This window comes from Azospirillum endophyticum, assembly GCF_016595245.1.
Taxonomy (GTDB): Bacteria; Pseudomonadota; Alphaproteobacteria; order Azospirillales; family Azospirillaceae; genus Azospirillum; species Azospirillum endophyticum.
Map to the genome: position 1 here is coordinate 158,281 of NZ_JAENHM010000084.1, position 20,813 is coordinate 179,093.

At 68.4% G+C, this 20,813-nt stretch carries 17 protein-coding genes; 9 read left to right on the forward strand and 8 right to left on the reverse strand.

The annotated features are described in order from the left end of the window. Positions 1–84: 84 nt before the first annotated feature. Complete coding sequence (locus tag JHL17_RS33485) at positions 85–1,146, reverse strand: LacI family DNA-binding transcriptional regulator (protein WP_200198972.1); 1,062 nt, start codon at positions 1,144–1,146, stop codon at positions 85–87. 182 nt (positions 1,147–1,328) lie between these two features. Here JHL17_RS33485 and JHL17_RS33490 point away from each other — a divergent pair, with 182 nt between their 5' ends. From JHL17_RS33490 to JHL17_RS33520, 7 genes are all read left to right on the forward strand, one after another. Beyond that, entirely contained in the window at positions 1,329–2,624 is a 1,296-nt protein-coding gene (locus tag JHL17_RS33490; protein WP_200198973.1) for an ABC transporter substrate-binding protein, read from the forward strand. A 218-nt stretch (positions 2,625–2,842) separates the two neighbouring features. Beyond that, positions 2,843–3,871 (forward strand): carbohydrate ABC transporter permease, encoded by a 1,029-nt coding sequence (locus tag JHL17_RS33495; RefSeq protein WP_200198974.1) that lies wholly within the window; start codon positions 2,843–2,845, stop codon positions 3,869–3,871. Further along, positions 3,868–4,938, forward strand: coding sequence for a carbohydrate ABC transporter permease (locus tag JHL17_RS33500; protein WP_200198975.1), 1,071 nt, complete (start codon positions 3,868–3,870; stop codon positions 4,936–4,938). Before JHL17_RS33495 ends, JHL17_RS33500 begins: the two co-directional genes overlap by 4 nt. Beyond that, positions 4,939–5,982: an ABC transporter ATP-binding protein gene (locus JHL17_RS33505; RefSeq protein ID WP_200198976.1), complete on the forward strand. Its 1,044-nt coding sequence runs from the start codon at positions 4,939–4,941 to the stop codon at positions 5,980–5,982. It begins immediately after the preceding gene. Beyond that, on the forward strand, positions 5,979–8,333 hold the full coding sequence (locus JHL17_RS33510) for a glycoside hydrolase family 31 protein (protein WP_247894001.1): 2,355 nt from the start codon (positions 5,979–5,981) through the stop codon (positions 8,331–8,333). The genes JHL17_RS33505 and JHL17_RS33510 overlap by 4 nt, the downstream gene beginning before the upstream one ends. A 212-nt stretch (positions 8,334–8,545) precedes the next feature. Further along, positions 8,546–10,309 (forward strand): sensor domain-containing diguanylate cyclase, encoded by a 1,764-nt coding sequence (locus JHL17_RS33515; protein ID WP_200198977.1) that lies wholly within the window; start codon positions 8,546–8,548, stop codon positions 10,307–10,309. Positions 10,310–10,402: 93 nt separating this feature from the next. After that, positions 10,403–11,932, forward strand: a complete 1,530-nt coding sequence (locus JHL17_RS33520; RefSeq protein ID WP_200198978.1) for a radical SAM protein — start codon at positions 10,403–10,405, stop codon at positions 11,930–11,932. Here JHL17_RS33520 and JHL17_RS33525 read toward each other — a convergent pair. The 7 genes from JHL17_RS33525 to JHL17_RS33555 form a co-directional block, all read right to left on the reverse strand. After that, positions 11,904–13,088, reverse strand: coding sequence for a fumarylacetoacetate hydrolase family protein (locus JHL17_RS33525; RefSeq protein ID WP_247894002.1), 1,185 nt, complete (start codon positions 13,086–13,088; stop codon positions 11,904–11,906). The two genes, JHL17_RS33520 and JHL17_RS33525, sit on opposite strands and share 29 nt — an antisense overlap. 69 nt (positions 13,089–13,157) lie before the next feature. Next, positions 13,158–13,616, reverse strand: coding sequence for an RbsD/FucU family protein (locus JHL17_RS33530; RefSeq protein WP_200198979.1), 459 nt, complete (start codon positions 13,614–13,616; stop codon positions 13,158–13,160). Between the two features lie 43 nt (positions 13,617–13,659). Beyond that, entirely contained in the window at positions 13,660–14,685 is a 1,026-nt protein-coding gene (locus JHL17_RS33535; protein WP_200198980.1) for an aldo/keto reductase, read from the reverse strand. Further along, positions 14,685–15,767 carry an ABC transporter ATP-binding protein gene (locus tag JHL17_RS33540; RefSeq protein WP_200198981.1) on the reverse strand — a complete coding sequence of 361 codons (1,083 nt, stop codon included), beginning with the start codon at positions 15,765–15,767 and terminating at the stop codon, positions 14,685–14,687. The genes JHL17_RS33535 and JHL17_RS33540 overlap by 1 nt, the downstream gene beginning before the upstream one ends. A 25-nt stretch (positions 15,768–15,792) precedes the next feature. After that, on the reverse strand, positions 15,793–16,623 hold the full coding sequence (locus tag JHL17_RS33545; protein ID WP_200198982.1) for a carbohydrate ABC transporter permease: 831 nt from the start codon (positions 16,621–16,623) through the stop codon (positions 15,793–15,795). Beyond that, entirely contained in the window at positions 16,620–17,552 is a 933-nt protein-coding gene (locus JHL17_RS33550; protein ID WP_200198983.1) for an ABC transporter permease subunit, read from the reverse strand. Before JHL17_RS33550 ends, JHL17_RS33545 begins: the two co-directional genes overlap by 4 nt. Further along, positions 17,549–18,907: an ABC transporter substrate-binding protein gene (locus tag JHL17_RS33555; RefSeq protein WP_247894003.1), complete on the reverse strand. Its 1,359-nt coding sequence runs from the start codon at positions 18,905–18,907 to the stop codon at positions 17,549–17,551. Before JHL17_RS33555 ends, JHL17_RS33550 begins: the two co-directional genes overlap by 4 nt. Before the next feature lie 263 nt (positions 18,908–19,170). Here JHL17_RS33555 and JHL17_RS33560 point away from each other — a divergent pair, with 263 nt between their 5' ends. Beyond that, positions 19,171–20,070: a dihydrodipicolinate synthase family protein gene (locus JHL17_RS33560; protein WP_345773930.1), complete on the forward strand. Its 900-nt coding sequence runs from the start codon at positions 19,171–19,173 to the stop codon at positions 20,068–20,070. 29 nt (positions 20,071–20,099) lie between these two features. After that, complete coding sequence (locus tag JHL17_RS33565) at positions 20,100–20,798, forward strand: GntR family transcriptional regulator (RefSeq protein ID WP_200198985.1); 699 nt, start codon at positions 20,100–20,102, stop codon at positions 20,796–20,798. Positions 20,799–20,813 lie beyond the last annotated feature (15 nt).

Here is a 20,813-nt window from a genome sequence, read left to right on the forward strand (position 1 = left end):
TCGGGCGGCACCGACCGGCTTACGACGGATAGGAATGGGGATGCCCAGGATGCGGCGAAGACCTCCCGAAGTTGCCACGGCCTCTCAAGCGGGATCCCCGGCCATGGAGGATCCCGACCGGCGGCGAACCAGGCGATGGTCGAGCAGCACCTCCCCGACGCTGTTTCCCGCCCGCAGGTCGCGGAGGCTGGCGACGACCGCGTCGCCGAACCGGTGGTAGGGGATTTTGACCGAACTGAGCCAGGGGGCGATCCAATCGTTGAGGTCGTTGTCGTCGATGCCGACCGGGCGGCAGTCCTCCGGGATGCGCACCCCCTGCTCGCCGGCGGCGCGGAACAGGCCGTAGGCCATCAGATCGCTGGGGCAGAGGATGCCGTCGGGCCAGCCGCCGTCGGCGGCAAGCCGCAGCGCGGCGGCATGGCCGCAATCGAGATGGTTGGTCCCCGCCCCGTCGCAGCGGCGCACCGCCATGTCCGGCCGCCGTTCCCGCAGCCGGTCGAGGAATCCCTCCACCCGCTCCCGGATGGTCGAGGAGAGATCCGCCGGGTGGATCACCGCCGGTGCCCGCACGCCGCAGGTGAGCAAATGATCGGCGGCATCCGCCCCGGCCTGGCGGTTGTCGATCCCGATGAAGGGGCCGCCACCATAGGGATTGCGCCGGTTCACGAAGACGATCGGCTCGCCCCGCTCCAGCGACGCCTCCAACTCCGGGCTGGCGACCGCGCTGACGACGATGAACCCCTCGGCGAAGCGCGAGCGCATGGCGCGCAGATATTCGTCCTGCAAATCCGACCGGTCGTGGGTGTCGCACAGGATCATCACATAGCCGGCGGCACGCAGGGCGGCTTCGGTCGATGCGGCGATGGCGGCCATCGCCGGGTTGTCGAGGTTGGGCGCCAGCATGGCGACCAGCCGGCTGTCGCCACCGCGCAGGCTGCGGCCGATCGGGTTCGGACGATAACCTCGATCCGCGATCAGCTTCTGCACCTTGGCCACGGTCGCGGCGGAAGCCCGCCCGAGATCGCCGTTGGCGATGCGCGAAACCGTCGACACCGACACCCCCGCCTCGGCCGCGATGTCGGCCAGGGAAATCTGTCCGGAGTTCTGTCCGGAACTCTGGCCCGGTTCACGGCGCCGATCATTCATGAACCACTCCATTTGTGTATCGAACATTCCTGTTGACAGTTTAGGCAAACGTTTGCCATGTTCAAGTCCGAAGAGCGGCGCCGAGGAAAATCCGTCTCCCGGCACTCGTCGGCACCCGCAAGACTATCAATCCGGCAAAGGGCCGGCACGGGTCCGGGAGGGCCCCCACAGGAGGAAACGCAATGAAAAGGACAGCATGGGTGGCCGGCTGTGCGCTGGCGTTGTCGGTCCTCGGGTCCGCGGGGATCCCGGCCCTGGCGCAGGCCCAGACCACGTTGCGCATCATGTGGTATTCCGACGGCAACGAGGGCGAGGTCATGAACGACCTGCTCCGCCGCTTCGAGGACAAGAACAAGGACGTCAAAATCGTCCTCGACCAGGTCCCCTTCAAGGCGATCAACGAGACGCTGCCGGTGCAGCTGGCCTCCGGCCAGGGTCCTGACCTCGCCCGCATCACCGACATGGGCGGCCTCGCCCCCTACCTGATGGATGTCCGCGCCCATGTGAAGGACGCCGCCTATTGGGAGCAGAATTACGGGCCGTTCCTGCAATGGATGCGGGTCCCGGGCAACACCACCGCGATCCCCGGCTACATGACGCAGCTGACGGTGACCGGCCCCTTCGTCAACAAGACGCTGTTCGAACAGGCCGGCGTCGCCATGCCGGGCGCGAACGCGACCTGGGAGGATTGGGGCAAGGCCGCCAAGGCGGTCGCCGACAAGGTGCAGGCGCCGTTCCCCGTCGCCTTCGACCGCTCGGGCCACCGCTTCTTCGGCCTCGCCGTCTCGCAAGGGGCGCAGATGGCCGAGGTCGGCGGCGAGCTGAAGCCGGTCGATGACGGATTCAAGCGCGCCGCCAAGCTGGTCGTCGACTGGCACAAGTCCGGCGTGATGTCGAAGGAGCTGTGGGGCGCCGTGTCCGGCACCGCCTATCGCGGCGCCAACGAGGAATTCAAGAACGCTCAAGTGGTCTTCTACGAATCGGGATCCTGGCAGACCGCGCAGTTCGACAAGACCATCGGCGACGCCTTCGACTGGATCGCGGTGCCGACGCCCTGCGGTCCGGCCAACTGTTCCAGCATGCCCGGCGGCGCAGCGCTGGTCGCACTGAAGACCAGCAGCCATCCGGCCGAGGTCGGGCGCCTGCTCGACTATCTCGCCAGCGAAGAGGTCGCCAGCGAGTTCTATGCCCGCACCCTCTTCGTGCCGGGCCATATCGGCCTCGCCAAGAAAGGCATCGCCTACAAGTCGGCCTCGCCGCAGGCAGCCGCCGCGCTGAAGGTGTTCGGCGACGCGGTGGGCAAGCTCGATCCGGTGGCCTACCGCATCCAGGGCGATCCCAGCAGCCGCATCGTCTTCAACGCCGCCATCAGCCGCCTCGGCCAGGTGGTGGTCGGCGAAACGACCCTGGACGACGCCTATCAGCGCATCGCCAGCGACGTCGCCCAGCAGATCGCCGAGCGCAAGAAGAAGCAGTGACTCCCGGAAATTGCCCCAACCCCGCGGCAATCGCATTTGGACTCTGGAGTCCTATGAAGGGACTTACGTCATCCCCGCGCAGGCGGGGATCCAGAAAACTCTCGTGCAAAGCGACTGAGATGGCTGGATTCCCGCCTTCGCGGGAATGACGGGCTTCCTTGTCTAGGATCATGATTGCCATAAGCGATTGCCCTGGCTCCAACCATGGGCGGTGGATCATGACCGACACCATTAGATCGCACGGTGCCCCCGCGCGCGGTCCGTCCGCCGCGGCCGCCGTCACCACGGGGAGCGCCAACGCCCTGATGCGCCTCACCGACCCGCCGATGCGGGCGGTGCAGCGGCTGATCGGCGCCTTGCGCATGCCCTACGTCTTCCTGCTGCCGAACCTCGTCTTCTTCGGGCTGTTCGTCTTCCTGCCCATCGGGATCAACATCGTCTTCTCGGTGACGGGCGGGACGGCGCTGTTCCCGTCGGAGCGGCCCTATGTCGGGGCGGAGCATTACGCCCGCCTGCTCGATTGCGGATCCTACCTGGAAGCCGCGAGCTGCCGCGAGGATCTGTTCTGGCGCGGGGTGGGGAATACGCTGACCTTCACCGTCTTCCAGATGGTGGCGATGGTGCTGTTCTCGCTCGTCACCGCGCTGGTGCTGAACCGGCCCATCCGCGGCCGTGGCTTCTTCCGCGCGGTCTATTTCTTCCCGGTCCTGCTGTCGCCGGTCGTCGTCGCGCTGATCTGGAAATGGATTTTGCAGCGCGACGGCCTGCTCAACGCCGTGCTGACCACGGCGGGCGGCGAGAAGATCCTGTTCTTCGTCGATCCCGGCTGGGCGATGTTCTGGGCGGTCTTCGTCTCGGTCTGGGCGCATATGGGCTTCTACACGCTGATCCTGCTGGCCGGCCTTCAGGCAATCCCGCGCGACGTCTACGAGGCCGCCGAGATGGACGGCACCCGCCCCTGGCGCGTCTTCCACCGCATCACCCTGCCGCTGCTCTGGCCCAACCTGCTGGTCGTGCTGGTGCTGGTGCTGATCCGCTCGGTGCAGGTGTTCGACGAGGTGTTCGTGCTGACCGGCGGCGGACCCGGCACGGCGACGATGATGGTCGTCCAGTACATCTACACCACCGCCTTCGCGAACCAGGTGCAGAATTTCGGGCTGGCCGGCGCCGCGTCGGTGCTGCTGGGCGCCGTGCTGTTCGTCCTGACCCTGATCCAGCTTTTCCTGACCCGGCGGAGGGCATCATGACCGGAAAACTCCGCACCGGAAAACTCAGCCGCCTGCTCCTGGCCCGTCGCGGCGGCGCCTCCTGGCACTGGACCGACGTCGCCAGCTATGCCTATCTGGCGCTGGGCGTGCTGCTGATGTTCGGGCCGGTGGCCTGGCTGGCGCTGTCGTCCTTCAAGACGCCCGCCGCCCTGCTGGAATTTCCGCCGTCGCTGCTGCCGATGGCGCAGAGCGAAGTGTCGGTGCAGGGCTATCCGCAGCCCCTGCCGCTGTTCCGGGTGACGATGGAGGACGGTTCGGTCCGCGAGCTGGCGCAGGTCCGCCGCGTCGGCATCGTCGCCCAGATGGTTGATCCCAAAGAACCCGGCCAGACCATCCGCGTGCCGGCCGACCGCCGGACGCCGGTGCGCCACATGGCGCTGGCGGTCGAGAACTACACCGACCCGCTGACCCAGTTCGATTTCCTGCGCTTCCTGCGCAATTCGCTGGTGGTGACGGTGGTCGCGACCATCATCACGCTGGTGATCAACTCGATGGCCGCCTACGCCCTGTCCATCTACGAGTTCCGCGGCAAGTCGCTGGCGATGCTGGGGGTGATCGGCACCCTGATGATCCCCATCACCATCATCCTGGCGCCGGTCTATCTGGTGGTCACCAAGCTGGGCTTCGTCGACTCGCTGTGGGCGGTGATCCTGCCGGGTGCCGCCACCCCGACCGGCGTCTTCCTGCTGCGCCAGTACATGCTGACCATCCCGCGCGACCTGATCGAGGCGGCGCGGATGGACAAGGCGTCGGAATGGCGCATCTACGCCCGGATCGTCATGCCGCTGTCGATGCCGGCGCTGGCGGTGCTGGCGATCTTCTCGGTCATGTGGCGCTGGAACGAGTTCCTGTGGCCGCTGGCCGTCCTGACCAAGACCGAGGTCCACACGCTGCCGATCGCGCTCAACGCCTTCCAGGGCGAGCTGCAGACGCAATGGCATTATCTGCTCGCCATGACCGTGGTGACCCTGCTGCCGGTGGCGCTCGTCTTCGCCTTCCTGCAGCGCTTCATCACCAGCGGCATCGCGAACACGGGGATGAAATAAATGGCCGGACTGGAGCTTCGCGGCATCCGCAAGGACTATGGCGCCACCGCCGTCCTGAAGGGCATCGACCTCAGCATCGCCGACGGCGAGTTCGTGGTCTTCGTCGGCCCGTCGGGCTGCGGGAAATCGACGCTGCTGCGCGTCATCGCCGGGCTGGAGACGGTCACGGCGGGCGACATCCACATCGACGGGACGGAGGTGACGCGGCTTGCCGCCTCCGACCGCGGGCTGGCGATGGTGTTCCAGTCCTATGCGCTCTACCCGCACATGACCGTCCACCAGAACATGAGCTTCGCGCTGGAGAACATGGGGATCGCCAAGGCGGAGATATCGGCGCGGGTGGACCGCGCCGCCCGCATGCTGCGGCTGACCGACTACCTCCAACGCAAGCCCGCCGCCCTGTCCGGCGGCCAGCGCCAGCGCGTCGCCATCGGCCGGGCCATCGTGCGCGACCCCAAGATCTTCCTGTTCGACGAGCCCTTGTCCAACCTGGACGCCGAGCTGCGGGTGGCGACGCGCAAGGAGCTGGCCGCCCTCCATGCCGAGATCGGCGGGACGATGATCTACGTCACCCACGATCAGGTCGAGGCGATGACGCTGGCCGACCGCATCGTCGTGCTGAACGGCGGGCGGATCGAGCAGATCGGCACGCCGCTCGACCTCTACAACCGGCCGGCCAACCTCTTCGTCGCCGGCTTCATCGGCTCGCCGCGGATGAACCTGCTGCCGACGGAACTGGTGAAGGGAGAGGCGGCCGGCACGGCGGCGACGCTGGGCATCCGGCCCGAGCATGTCGAACCCTGCCAGGAGGCCGAGGCCGACCTGACCGTGCGGATCGAGCTCGTCGAACAGCTCGGCGGCGAGACTTTCCTCTACACCACCGGTCCCAACGACGTTCCGCTCACCATCCGCTGCGACGGTCAGAGCCGTCTTGCCCGCGGCGACGTGCTGCCGGTGCGGTTCAGCCGCGACCATCTCCACCGCTTCGACGCCGCAGGCCTCGCCTGCCGTCCCGAACCCCTTCTCGCCCGGAGTCCTTCATGAAGGCCCTGACCCGAGCCCGTTTCCGCGGGCGTGACGGCATCTATGCCCTGTTCGAACTCGACCATGGCGTCGATCTGCGCATCGGCTTCCTGGAGGACGACCTCGGCCGCGTCGTGATGCGGCGCGACGGCGGCTACCGCCTCGACCGCGGCTGGGCGGTGGCGCCCGACCGCGCCGATCCGTCCTATGCGGGGCGGGACCGCGATGATTTGACCGGCTTCGCCTGCCCCTCCGCCGACATCGAGGAGGGCGAGGGCACGGTCACGCTGCGGGGGATCAAGCTGCGCGCCGTCGTGACGCTGGAGCCCTTCGGCATCGCCTGGTACCGGGCGGGCGAGGACGTTCCCTTCCTGCAGGACCGCCGCACCCAGGCCTATTTCGTCTCGCGCAAGACCCACGCCTTCTCGCATTTCGTCGAGCGCGCCGTGGACGAACGCCATTACGGGGTGGGCGACAAGGCCGGCCCGCTGGACCGCACCGGCCGCCGCTTCCGCGTCGACGCGGTCGATCCCTGCGGCTTCGACGCCGAGCTGAGCGACCCGCTCTACAAGATGATCCCCTTCGTCCTGGTCGCCGGGCCGACGGGCGCGCACGGGGTCTATTACGACAACCTCGCCACCGCCGAGATCGACCTCGGCGCCACCATCGACAACTACCACGGCACGTTCCGCTCCTACCGCGCCGACGACGGCGATTTCGACGCCTACGTCTTCGCCGGGCCGGGGGTTCCGGACGTGGTGCGCGCCTTCTCGCGCCTGACCGGCGGCCATGCCTTCGGGCCGAAATGGACGCTGGGCTTCGCCACCACCTCGATGGCGATCGCCGACGCCGCCGACGCCGATGCCCGCATCGCCGACTTCGTCGACCGCTGCGCCGAGCACGCCATCCCCTGCGACAGTTTCCATTTCGGCTCCGGCTACACCATGATCGGCGGGCGGCGCTACGCCTTCAACTGGAACCACGACAAGTTCCCCGATCCGGCCGCGACGCTCGCCAAGCTGAACGCCGCCGGGCTGCACCCGGTCGCCAACCTGAAGCCCTGCCTGCTCGACGACCATCCCCGCCTGTCGGAGGTGACCGGGGTCGGCGGGCTGGTGAGCGACGGCGAGAGCGGCGAGCCGGCGGTGGCGCAGTTCTGGGACGGGCTCGGCTACCATCTCGACTTCACCAACGCCAAGGCGCGCGACTGGTGGCGCAACGGGATCGAGACGGCGCTGCTCGCCCCCGGCATGGTGTCGGTGTGGAACGACAACAACGAATACGAGATCTGGGACGAGGATGCCGTGGCGGCCGGCGACGGCCGGCCCTTCCCCCAGACGCTGGCGCGTCCCGCCCAGGCGCTGCTGATGACCAAGCTGGCCTATGAGACCCAGGCGGCCTGGGCGCCCGGCAAGAGGCCCTACACCATCACCCGCGGCGGCTCGGCCGGGCTGTGGCGCTACGGCCAGACCTGGTCGGGCGACAACGCCACCGCCTGGAAGACACTGCGCTTCAACCTGACCCAAGGGCTCAACATGAGCCTGTCGGGCATGTTCGACATCGGGCACGACACCGGCGGCTTCCATGGGCCGAGCCCGGGGCCGGAGCTGCTCTGCCGCTTCGTCGAGTTCTGCTCCTTCTGGCCGCGCTTCATGATGAACAGCTGGAACAGCGACGGCGTCACCACGCTGCCCTGGATGCACCCGGAAGTCATCGCCCCGATCCGCGAGGCGATCCGCCTGCGCTACCGCCTGATGCCCTATCTCTATACCCGGATGTGGCGGGCGGCGGAGGCGGACGAGCCGGTGGTGCGTCCGCTGTTCTACGATTTCCCCGACGATCCCGGTGCGGTCGCGACCGAGGACGCCTTCATGCTCGGCCCCGACCTGCTGGTCGCGCCGGTGCTGGAGCCGGGAGCGGACAGCCGGTCGGTGCGGCTGCCCGAGAATCCCGGCGGCTGGTACCTGTTCCATGACGGCACGCACCATCCGGGCGGAGCGGTCGCGACGGTGGCGGCCCCGCTCGGCCGCGCCCCGCTGTTCGTGCGGTCCGGCGCCCTGCTGCCGCTGGGCGCCGCCGGTCAGCGCGTCGATCCGGCGACGGACACCGAGCGCGAACTGGTGGCCTATGGCGATGCGGCCGGCGCCACGGCCCTGCTCTACGACGACGACGGCGACACCGCCGCCTGGCGGGACGGCGCCGGGCTGGTGACCCGCGTCACCGCGGTGCGCGACGGCGATGCCGTGGTGGTCTCGGCCGATGCGAACGGCCGCTACCAGCCGGCATGGCGCAGCCTGCACCTGCGGTCGGTGGGTGGACCACAGGCGCGGCCGGGCACGGTCTCCGGCGGCGCACTGGAACTGGAGGCCTGACCCCGGCGGTGGATTGATGGCCGCTCGCCGAAGCTCTCGGTCCCGGCATCCCGGGACCGAGAGCCTTTGCTTTGGCCGCAGCCCGCGGGCACAGGATGAGAGGGGGACCTCAACCCGAATTCGCTGCTCCGGCAGCCCGCCGTAACCAAGTTGACGCTGTTCCCTCCGCGCTCCTATAGTCGCCCCGGCTCGGTCGGCAGGGGCTTCGACGGTTGAGGCAACGGAACCTCCACTTCACGGACGTCGCGACGCTGTCCGACGCGCTGTCGTCCTCGGACATCCGAGAGCAAGGCGCCCGCGCCCGCTCGATCCTCGTCCAGATATTCTCGGCGCCGACCGATCGGCAATGGATCGAAACCGTTGCCGGAGAGGCTTTGCGCGCCCTCCCCAAGGCCGTCGTGATCGGGGCGACCACGGTCGGCGAGGTGGCCGACGGGCGAACCGTGGTCGGCACGACGACGCTCGCCCTCTCCTTCTTCGACTCGACCGATCTGGTGCCGGTCGCCTTCGCCTGTGAACCGGGCGAAGAGCACGCGGCCGGCAGCCGCATCGGCCGGGCGGCGGCAGGCGGCGGCGAGCCTCCGGCCGGCCTCCTTCTGCTGGCGACACCGCTCAGCCTCGATGCCGCCCAGCTGCTGCGCGGCATCGCCGACACCGCGGCCGACGTCCCGGTGTTCGGGGGTGGAGCGGGCGATTATGCCGTCATGGGACGGTCGCTGGTCAGCCTCGGCACGACCTGCTTCGAACGAGGGGCCGTCGCCGTCCTGTTCTTCGGCAGTGCGTTGGCGATCGAGCGCAGGACCTATCTCGGCTGGCAGCCGCTGAGCCGGGAAATGACGGTCACCGGCGTGGAGGGCACGCTGGTCAGGACGGTGGACGATGGCCCGGCCTTCGACATCTACCGACGATACCTCGGCATTCCCGACGACCGGAACTTCTTCCTGAACGGGCTGGAATTCCCGTTCCTGTTCCAGCGCGACGGACAGGAGCTGGCGAGGGTGCCGATTGCGGTGGAGCCGGGCGGCGCCCTGCGCTTCGTCGCCGATATCGGGGTAGGGGAAACGTTCCGGCTCGGCTACGGCAATCCGTCCATGATCGTCGCGGAGGCCAGGACCATCCAGGACACCATGAGCCGCTTCGCCCCGGAAGCGGTCTTTCTCTATACCTGCGGCTGCCGCCGCTTCCTCATGCAGGAAGACGCCGACCTGGAAACCGCGCCTTTCCAGACGATCGCGCCGACCGCCGGCTTCTACACCTACGGGGAATTCTTCGGCCAGGGGCACGGCCTGCACCTTCTGAACTCCACGATGGTGGCAGTCGGCATGCGCGAGGGCCCGCGGATCGCACAAGGCGCTGCCGTCCCCCCGGCGGCCGAGCTTCCGGCGGAAGTGGCGGATCCCTACGCCAACAAGCATTCCCGGGTGGTGTCCCACCTCGTCCATTTCATCGACGCCGTCACCCGCGACCTGGAAGCGTCGAACAGGGAACTGACGCGCCTGTCGATCACCGACAAGCTCACCCAGCTCAGCAACCGGGCGATGCTGGACGTCACCCTTGATAAGGAGATCAGCCGCAGCAACCGGCACGGCGAAACCTTCTCGGTCATCCTGATCGACATCGACCATTTCAAGCAGGTGAACGACCGTCACGGCCACAATGTCGGCGATGCCGTCATCGTCCATGTGGCCCAGGTGATGAAGCGGATGCTGCGCGACTGCGACACCTTCGGGCGGTGGGGTGGAGAGGAGTTTCTGGCGATCCTTCCCAACACGCCGTCCGACAAGGCCGAACAGGTGGCCGAGACGATGCGGAAGGCCGTCCAGGAAAGCCGCGTACCGGTGGTCGACAGCAAGACCGTCAGCCTCGGCGTCACCTCCTTCCGAATCGGGGACACCCCGGCACTTCTGGTCGGTCGGGCCGACAAGGCGCTCTATGGGGCGAAGATCGCCGGGCGCAACCGGGTCGTGCGCCTGTAGCCTTCTTCCTCGCAACAATGCCTTGCCCGCGCGTGATTGTTCAGCCCCTAATCCGCGGTGATCGGATTGGATGGCGGACGGGAGCGGGTGCAGGTGCGAATACACATCATCAACCCGGCGGCGGATTTCCCCAGCTACCACACGGCCGATGTTTTCGCCGCCTGGGATCTCGGCGGGCGCACCACGGTAGCCGACCTATCGACGACGACCCTGGCCGCCTTCGTGCCGCCGAATTGGCACATCCGCCTCACCGACGAGGCGATCACCCCGCTGCCGGACCATCCCGCCGCGGAAGACGCCGACATCGTGGCGATCACCGGCAAGGTGTCCCAGCGCAACCGCATGCTGCGATTGGCCGACCGCTATCGCGCCTTGGGGCGGCGGGTGGTGATCGGCGGCTCCTACGCCTCGCTCAGCCCGGAAGATGTGCGGCCCCACGCCGACGTGCTGGTCACCGGCGAGATCGAGGACATCGCGGCGGAGCTGTTTGCCGATCTGGCGGCCGGAAAGCCGCGCGACCATTACCAGGGGACGCGACCCGATCTCCGACGCTCCCCGCTACCGCGCTGGGATCTCTACCCCAACCAGGGCGCCAATCTGGGGGCGATCCAGACCTCCCGCGGCTGCCCGTTCCAGTGCGACTTCTGCGACGTCATCCAGTATCTCGGCCGCAAGCAGCGCCACAAGGACCCGGACCAAGTGGTCGCCGAACTTGAAGTGCTGCATCGCCACGGCTATCGCCGCGTCTTCCTCGCCGACGACAACTTCACCGTCTACCGCAACCGCGCGCACGACATGCTCGCCGCCTTGCGCCGGTGGAACGAGGCGCATGCCGACGCGCCGATGCGATTCATGACCCAGGTGTCGATCGACCTCGCCCGCGATGCCGATCTGATGGCGGCCTGCAAGGCGGCCGGGCTGGACAGCGTCTTCATCGGCATCGAGACGATCAACGAGGAGAGCCTGCGCCAAGCCGGCAAGCGGCAGAACCTGTACCAGTCGACCTCGGACGCGCTGGCCGCCATCCTGTCGCACGGCATCGCGGTATCCGGCGGCATCATCGTCGGCTTCGACGCCGACGGGCCGGATATCTTCGACCGGCTGGCCGGCTTTATCCACGAGTCCCCCGTGCCGGTGCTGTCGGTGGGCGCCCTGGTGGCGCCGCCGGGGACCCCGCTGCACGACCGCCTCGCCGCCGAGGGACGGCTGGCCGATGCCAGCCCGCAGAGTGCCGCCAGCCCGTTCGACACCAACATCCGACCAGCGCGGATGAGCCGGCGGCAACTGCTCGACGGGCTGGCGCGGCTGTGCGACGACATCTACAGCCCGGCCGCCTACGGCCGGCGGATCGCGACGTTCCTGACCGCTTACGGCGGGCCGGCGGCGGGCCGGGCGGCGGCCCCGCAGCCCGTTCCGCTGCCGCCGCTGCTGCGCGGCGTGCTGAAGCGGCTGTCAGGCTTCGGGCCTGCCGAGAAGCGGATGATCCTCGAAGGCCTGACCGCCGCCCGCTGGAGGCCCGATGCCCAGCTCGAGGTGGTGGAGGCGCTGGCGCGCTACGCCCAGATCAGGCATATGCTCAGCAGCGCCCGCTCCCTCACCCCTTCAGCGCGCCCCGCCGGCTGAGCGAGCGCATCAGCTCGGTGATGCCGACGCTCCAGGGTTCGCAGGCGTCGCTCGGCCGCATGCGGTTGACCAGGGCGCCCAGCTTGGGCGCCGCGATGGTGACGATGTCGCCCTCCTTGTGGGTGAAGCCGCCGCCGGGATTGTCGCGGTCCTGGGTCGGCGCGAACATGGTGCCGAGGAACAGGGCGAAGCCGTCGGGATACTGGTGGACCGGGCCGACGGTCTGGGCGACGAGGTCCTCCGGATCGCGGCTGATCCGGGAGATGGAGGACAGGCCCGTCATCTGGAAGCCCTCCGGCCCCTCGACCGTCAGCGCGACGTCGGCGGTCCGCACGTCGTCCAGCGTGAAGGTCTTGTCGAAGAAACGGATGAAGGGACCGACGGCGCAGGACGCGTTGTTGTCCTTCGCCTTCGACAGCAAAAGGGCGGACCGCCCCTCGAAATCGCGCAGGTTCACGTCGTTGCCCAGCGTCGCCCCGGTGATGCGCCCGTCGGGGGCGACGATCAGCACCACCTCCGGCTCCGGGTTGTTCCAGGTCGATTTCGGGTGCAGACCGGCATCCATCAGCGTGCCGACCGACGACAGGACGGGGGCCTTGGTGAAGACCTCCGCGTCCGGACCGATGCCGACCTCCAGATACTGGCTCCAGGCGCCCTGGGCGATCAGCACTTCCTTCAGGCTCATCGCCGCCTCGGAGCCGGGCTTCAGCGCCGCCAGATCGTCGCCGACCAGCCGCTGCACCTCGGCGCGGATCGCCTCGGCGGCGTCGGGATTGCCGCGCGCGCGCTCCTCGATCACCCGCTCCAGCATCGACACGGCGAAGGTGACCCCGGCCGCCTTCAGAACCTGGAGATCGGTCGGCGCCAGCAGCCAGGGGGCGCCGGTATCGCGGCCGTCCGGCGGCGTGTTGCCCAGGATGTCGGCCAGCGCACCGATGCGCTCCCCCGCCACCGCGGCCAGCTCCGCCGCCGGATCGGGGCGCGACGCGAGGTCGCTCATGGTCGGGAAAGCGGCGGTGACGTCGAACACGCCGTCGGCGCGCAAGGCCACCACCGACGGGCCGATGCCGGGCCGCCAGACCCGTCCGGCCAGCGTGCCGGCATAACCGTCGACGGGAAGGGTATGGGTCACATCCACGGGAAGCTGCTGGAGCATATCTGAATCCGGAGTTTGGGAAGCGGGTCTGGTCGTGTCGGCCCAGTCGGCCAGCTCAAGGCAGCCGGCTCAGTCGGTCGGCTCGGCGGCGATGACGCCCTTGCGCAGCAGGAAGCAGCCATAGGGGCGCGGGTCGCCGACCTGCACGACGGCGAAGGCGCGGCGGGCCGCTTCATAGAAGGCGAAGCGCTCGATTCCCTGAAGCGGCAGCGGCCGGTCGTCGGCATGGTCGATCACGGCCTGCACCTCACGCTGGACGACGGGCAATGCGGCGGGATCGCCCACCACCTCCATCCGGCGTACCGGGTCGGGCACGAATCCGTCAAGCGGAAACACGCTCAGGATGCCGCGGGCGGCGCGCGCCATCGTCACCCCCGGCAGGACGATCAGCCGGCCGGAAACAGTGGCGCGGGCGATGGTCTCCGCCGGGTGATTGGCGTCGACCAGCGCCAGATCGTCACCATGGCCCATGGCGGCCAGCACCCACAGCAGATCGGCAGACAGAAGCGGGTCGAGCCCTTTCAGCATGGCGCTTGTCCTTCCAGGCGAATGATCAGGGTCAGGATCGCGGTCATTGCGGCACCGGCACACCCGCCGCCAGCAGGCCTGCCCCCTTCAGGTCGGCCCACAGCGCGGCCGGCACCGCCGCCGCCATGGCGTCGAGGTTGCGGCGCACTTCGTCGGCCGATACCGCCCCCAGCACCACCGACGACACCGCCGGATGTCCCAGAGCAAAACGCAAAGCCGCGGTGGCGAGCGGGACGCCATGGGCGCGGCAGACCGTTTCGATCCGCCCGACCCGCTCCAGGATATGGGCCGGGGCCGGGCCGTAATTGTACTTGGCGCCGGGAACCGCGCCGCTGGCGAGGATGCCGGAATTGAACACGCCGCCCAGCATCACGCCGATGCCCTTGACCTGGGCCAGCGGCAGGAATTCGTCCAGTGCCGGCTGCTCCAGCAGGGAATAGCGCCCGGCCAGCAGCATGGCGTCGAAATCGCCGGCCTGGGCGAAACGGACGCACATCTCCGCCTCGTTGACGCCGACGCCGATGGCCTTGACCGTGCCGTCGGCGCGCAGCCGGTCAAGCGCCCGGTAGGCACCCTCCATCGCCTCGGCGAAGCGCGCCTCGATGCGGTCGGCGCCATGGGTCCAGACATCGACGTCATGGATCAGCAGCACGTCGATGCGGTCGGTGCCCAGCCGCAGCAGCGACTGCTCCACCGACCGCAGCGTCCCGTCATAGGAATAGTCGATCACCGCGCGGTGCGGAAAACCGCCGGCATAGCCCGACCCGTCCCCCCGTCCCTGCGTCGGGTCCATCCAGCGCCCGACCTTGCTGCACAGCACGACGCCGTCACGCCCGGCCTGACGCAGGGCGGCACCGCAGCGCGCCTCCGCCAGCCCATGGCCGTAGAGCGGCGAGGTGTCGAGCAGCGTGACGCCCGCCGACAGCGCTGCGACCGCGGCACCGACGGCGGTGGCCTCGTCGAGACGGCCGTACAGGTCGCCCAGCGGCGCGGCACCGAAGCCGATCTCCGAAACGGCGATGCCGGTGCGGCCCAACGTTCTGGTCGGCAATCTGGTCGGCAGCGTCATCACAGGCGCAGCCCGGTGTCGGGGTTGAACAGATGGGCCAGCGCCGGATCGGGGGCGATCCGCACCACCTCGCCCGGCCGGGCGCCGGTCCGCTCGCGCAGCACCCAGGTCAGCTCACGCTTGCGATCCTCCCGCCCGGCTTTCACCCCCAATGGACGCAGAACCATCTGGGTCTCCGATCCGGTCGGCTCCACCACCACCACCTCGGCGGCCAGCCCTTCGTCGGCAAGGCGGAAATGCTCGGGCCGCACGCCATAGACGGCGGGGCGCCCGTCGGAGGCCGCCGGCACGCGCCCGCCCAGCGGCAGGCGGGAGCCGTCCTCGGTGGTGAAGCCGTCGCCGCCGATGCTGCCGGGAATGAAGTTCATCGCCGGCGAGCCGATGAAGCCGGCGACGAACATGTTGGCCGGGTTGTCGTAGAGGTCGAGCGGCGCGCCGATCTGCTCGATGATGCCGTCATGCATCACCACGATCTTGTCGGCCATCGTCATCGCTTCGATCTGGTCGTGGGTGACGTAGACGGTGGTGGTCTTCAGCCGCTGGTGCATCTCCTTGATCTCGGTGCGCATCTGCACGCGCAGCTTGGCGTCGAGGTTGGACAGCGGCTCGTCGAACAGGAAGACCTTGGGGTCGCGGACGATGGCGCGGCCCATCGCGACGCGCTGGCGCTGGCCGCCGGAGAGCTGGCGCGGGAAGCGGCCGAGCAAGGGCCCGAGGCCGAGGATGCCGGCCGCGCGCTCCACCTTGGCGGCGATCTCGCTCTTGGCGGTGTTCTTCAGCCGCAGGGCGAAGCTCATGTTGTCGGCGATGGTCATGTGCGGGTAGAGCGCGTAGTTCTGGAACACCATCGCGATGTCGCGGTCCTTCGGCGGCACGTCGTTGACGACGCGGTCGTCGATGGCGACGGTGCCGCCGCTGATCTCCTCCAGCCCGGCGATCATGCGCAGCAGGGTGGATTTGCCGCAGCCGGACGGGCCGACCAGGATGACGAACTCGCCGTCCTGGATGTCGATGGACACGCCCTTGATGATCTCGACCGGACCGTAGGATTTGCGGACGTTCCGAATGCTGACGGAGGCCATGGGGTCGTCTCTCTCTTGAAAAGGATCAGCCGCCCTTGACGGCGCCGGCGGTCAGGCCGGCCACGATCTGGCGCTGGGCGGCCACGGTCAGGATCAGCACCGGCAGCGTCACCACCAGGGCGGCGGCGGCCAGCGGTCCCCAGCTCACCTGCTCGAAGGACAGCATGTTGTAGACGGCGACCGGCAGGGTCCGCGTCTCGCGGCTGGCCAGCACGATGCCGAAGACGAAGTTGTTCCAGGAGAAGATCACCGACAGGATGAAGGCGACGACGATGCCGGGCTTGGCGATCGGCAGCGCCACCTTGGCGAAGATCTGCCAGCGCGTGGCGCCGTCGACCATCGCCGCCTCCTCCAGCTCCATCGGCGTCGTCTCGAAATAGCCGATCATGATCCAGATCACGATGGGCACGGTGACGACCAGATGGATGATGATCTGCGGCCACAGCGTGCCGAGCAGCCCCAGCCACTGGAACAGCAGGAACAGCGGAATCAGGAAGGACAGGCCCGGCGTCATGCGGGCGATCATGATGACCACCGCCGACTTGTGCGCCCGCATCCGGGCGATGCCGTAGCCGGCCGGCACGCCGACCAGCAGCGCGAACAGGGTGGCGGCGCCGGTGACGATCAGGCTGTTCCAGAAATAGAGCAGGAAGCTGTTGCCCTCGAAGATCGTCGTGTAGTTCTTCCAGGCGAAGCGGTCGGGGATCAGGATCGGCGGGTAGGCGCCGTTGTCGATCTCGAACTTCAGCGACAGCGACAGCATCCACAGGAAGAACAGCAGCGCCGGCGACACCAGCAGCAGGACGCAGACGGCCATGCCGGCCTTGTCCAGGAGCTTTCTCAGCGGCCGGCTCATTTCCCGTCTCCCGAATTCCAGGCGCTGCGCTGGCGCAGGTGCAGCAGCACCAGCGACAGCAGGATGATCAGCACGAAGAACACCACCGCGATGGCCGAGCCGTAGCCGATGTCGTAATAGGTGAAGGCGACGCTGTAGAGATACAGGTTGATCGTCTCCGACGCCGTGCCCGGCCCGCCCTGGGTGATGGTGTAGAGGATGTCGAAGCTCTTCAGCGCGTCGATGCTGCGGATGATGACCGCCACCATCAGGAAGGGCTTGATCATCGGCAGGGTCAGGTAGCGGAAGCGCTGCCAGGCGGTGGCGCCGTCGATCTGCGCGCTCTCGTAGGGCTCGGTCGGCAGCGACGCCAGCCCGCCCAGCACGATCAGCATCACCAGCGGCGTCCACTGCCAGGTCTCAACCAGCACCAACGACAGGATCACCGTGCTCGGGTGATAGACCCATTGCAGCGGCCCGATGCCGATCTGCGACAGCAGGTAGTTCAGCACGCCGAGCTGCGGGTGGAACATCATCGTCCACACCAGGGCGATGGCGACCGGGGTGGCCATCATCGGCATGACGAAGATGCCGCGCAGCAGGCCGCGGGCCGGCAGCTTGGTGTTGAAGGCCAGCGCCGCCGCCGTGCCGAGCACCAGCGGCGCCACCACCGATAGCGCGGTGTAGACCAGCGTGTGGCCCAGCGCCTCCAGGAACCGCAGGTCGGTCGCCAGACGGACGTAGTTCTGCAGGCCGACGAAGCGCTGCTCCTCGCCGACGCGCCACTCCATGGCGCTCATCCACAGGGTGAAGACCCAAGGGAAGACGATGACCCCGACGACGACGACCAGCGCCGGCACGACGAAGGGCCAGTAGGAAGGCCGCAGCCGCTTCGTCCTGCCGACGGAAGCGGCGCCGGCCACGCGGTCCGAGGAGGCCAGGATGCTCACGCTTTCTCGCTGCGCTCGAGAATCGGCTTGAAGTCGGCGGTGGCGCGCTTCAGTTCCGCGGCGGGATCGCTGCCGGAGATCATGTTGGTCAGCGCCCCGCCCAGCACGTCGCGGAACTCGGTGACCGGGATGATGACCGGCAGGGCGAGGCGGCTGATCTTCGCCGATTCGACCACGGCGTCGACCCAGGCGGCCGGCATCTTCACCCCCTTGCGCACCTCGGCGTCCGACAGGACGGAGTTGCGGAACGGCACGCCGGCCCCGGCCTGCAGAAGGCGGGCGCCCATCAGCTTGCCGGTCGCCCACTGGCAGTAGAGATAGGCCGCCTCCTTGTTCTTCGACGCCGCGGTGACGCCGATGCCGTCGCCGGTGGTGGCGGCGGCGTGCGCCTTCGGCCCCTTGGGCATCAGGCCGTAGCCGACCTTGCCGACGACGCGCGACTTTTCCGGATCCTCCAGCGGCGGGGCGAAGCCGACGCCGTCGAACCACATGCCGACGCGGCCCTGGAGGAAGGCCGACTGGCATTCCGCCCAGTTGAAGCCGGTGACGCCCGGCGGCGCCGACTTGGTCATCAGCGTCTGGTAGAGCTTGGCCGCCTCGATGGCTTCCGGCGTGTCGGTCAGCAGGTTGCGGTTGGCGTCGACGCTGTACTGGTCATAGCCGAGCAGCAGGCTGGTCCACACCGGGGTGTTGGCGTTCTTCATGCCGCGGGCGACGAAGCCGTAGGTCTGGCTCGCCGGGTCGGTCAGCGCAGCGGCGGCGGCCACCATCTCGTCGAAGGTCTTGGGGAAGGACAGGTTCTTCTTCGCGAAGAGGTCCTTGTTCCAATAGACGATCCAGTAATCGACCGAGAAGGGCAAGGCGCCGATCCCGCCGTCGGGATTGCGGGCGAAGGTGACCCCGGCTTCGGAGAAATCGTCGAGGAAGCCGGCATCGGTCAATGCCGGATCCTTGATGAAGGGCGTCAGGTCGGCCAGCCATTTGCCCTTCTCGAACTGGCGCTTCTGGACATGGTAGCTGATGTGCACGACGTCGAAGCTCGGCCGGCCGGAGGTCAGCTCGATCACCGCCTTCTGGCGCTGCTGCTGTTCGGGGGTCTGTTCCGACACCACGGTGATGCCGGTCAGCTCCTCGAATTCCTTCTGGTATTTGGTCAGCGTGTCGCCGCGCGGGCTCTTGATCAGGTTCACCTCGATCTTGGTGCCCGCATATTTGCGCCAGTTGACCCCACCGGAGTTGGCACCACCGGTCTGGGCGAAGGCCGGAAGGCCGATCCCGCTCAGGCCCAGGGCGCCGACCGCGGCACCCGCCGCCAGAAGCTGGCGGCGCGACAAAGACATTCCGTTCGACGTCAAGATGCACTCCTCCCCGTTTTCGCCTGGCCTTTGTGTCGTCGGGACCGCGATCGGTGCGGGCGCCCGGATCGGACCGGCACAGGATGCACACTCTGAGCGACGCGGATCCGCGCCGCCACCGATTTGATTGCTGGGTCAACGTATAAATCCCGCGCGCACCTCTTGCAATCGAAAAACATCCTAGTAACATGTTAGTCGGAACACATCGGCCGCGAGGTCGGACTCCGGCCGGTTCCCGGCCGATCCCCAGGGAGAAATGCAAAGTGATTCAATCCACTGGCCGCTTCGGCCTGTCCTGCGCGCTGACCACCCCGTTCCATGAGGACGGCAGCGTGGATCTGGCCCGCCTGACCCGGCACGCCGCCTGGTGCCTCGCCAACGGCTGCGACTCGGTCACCCTGTTCGGCACCACCGGCGAGGGGCCGCTGCTGGGCCAAGTGGCGCGCGACCAGATGATCGGCGCGCTGAAGGGGGCCGGCATCGACTTCCGCAGCCATGTGGTCGGCGGCGTCATCGCCGCGTCGCTGCACGACGCGCTCGACCAAGCCAACCAACTGCTCGACGCCGGGGCGCGGGCGCTGCTCGTCGCTCCGCCCTTCTACTTCAAGGGCGTGTCGGACGACGGGTTGTTCGCCTGGTTCTCCAGCCTGATCGCCAAGCTCGGCGACCGGGCGCGCGACATCATCCTCTACCACATCCCGTCCGTCACCGCGGTCCCGCTGTCGATCGCGCTGATCGGCCGGCTGAAGGCCGCCTTCCCGCAGGCGATCACCGCGGTCAAGGATTCGGCAGGCGACTGGAATTACAGCCAGCAGCTTCTCGCCGCCCACCGCCACGACCTCGCCGTGCTGATCGGCGACGAGCGGGTGCTGGCCCAGGCGGTGCGCGACGGCGGCCAGGGCGCCATCTCCGGCATGGCCAACCTGGTGCCGGGCCGGCTGCGCAGCGTCGTCCATCAGGGCCGCGACGATGCGGCGCTGGTCGAGCTGGTGGATGCGGTGCTGCTCCATCCGGTCACCCCGGCGGTGAAGGCGCTGGTGTCGCACGCCACCGGCGACAGCGCGTGGTTGACGGTGAGGGCGCCTTTGCTGCCTATGTCTCCGGCGGACACCACGGCGCTCGGCCACCTCTTCGACCGGGTCTTCGCGGAAAAGGCCGCCTGACGGAGCCCTCCTGACGGGACAGCAAACGGATGACGACCTCCGCCAAACGCGACCGCGAGACGGTCAACCTGCGCAGCCGGGCTTACGAAAGCTTCACCCGGCGGCTGCTGGCGGACGAGATCCGCCCCGGGCAGTTCATCTCGCAGCGCGAGCTGGTCGAGTTGACCGAACTGCCGCTGGGGGCGATCCGCGAGCTGATCCCCCGCCTGGAGGCCGAGGGGCTGGTGAAGACCGTGCCTCAGCGCGGCATGCAGGTCGCGCATGTCGACCTCAACCTGATCCGCGACGCCTTCCAGTTCCGCCTGTTCCTGGAGCGCGAGGCGGTGGCGGTCTTCGCCCAGGAGGCGCCGGAAGCGACGATCCGCGCGCTGCTCGACGACCATGAGCGCATCGTCGCCGCCTGTACCGAGGCGGAGGCCGACGGTGCAGGCGGCGGAATTCCGCCCGACCTGCTGAAGGAGGCCCAGGACATCGACTGGGCCCTGCACCTGACGATCATCGACACGCTGGGCAACGCCATCATCTCCGATGCCTACCGGGTCAACCAGATCAAGATCCGGCTGATCAAGCAGTCGAAGACCAAGCTGAACACCGCCGTACTGGCGCCGACGATGCGCGAGCATCTGGCCATCATCCATGCCACCCTGGCCCGCGATCCCGACCAGGCCAAGGCCGCGATCAGCACCCACATCCTCAGCGCCCGCGACCGGGCGATCGGGCTGCGGTGACGCGGACGGCTCCGC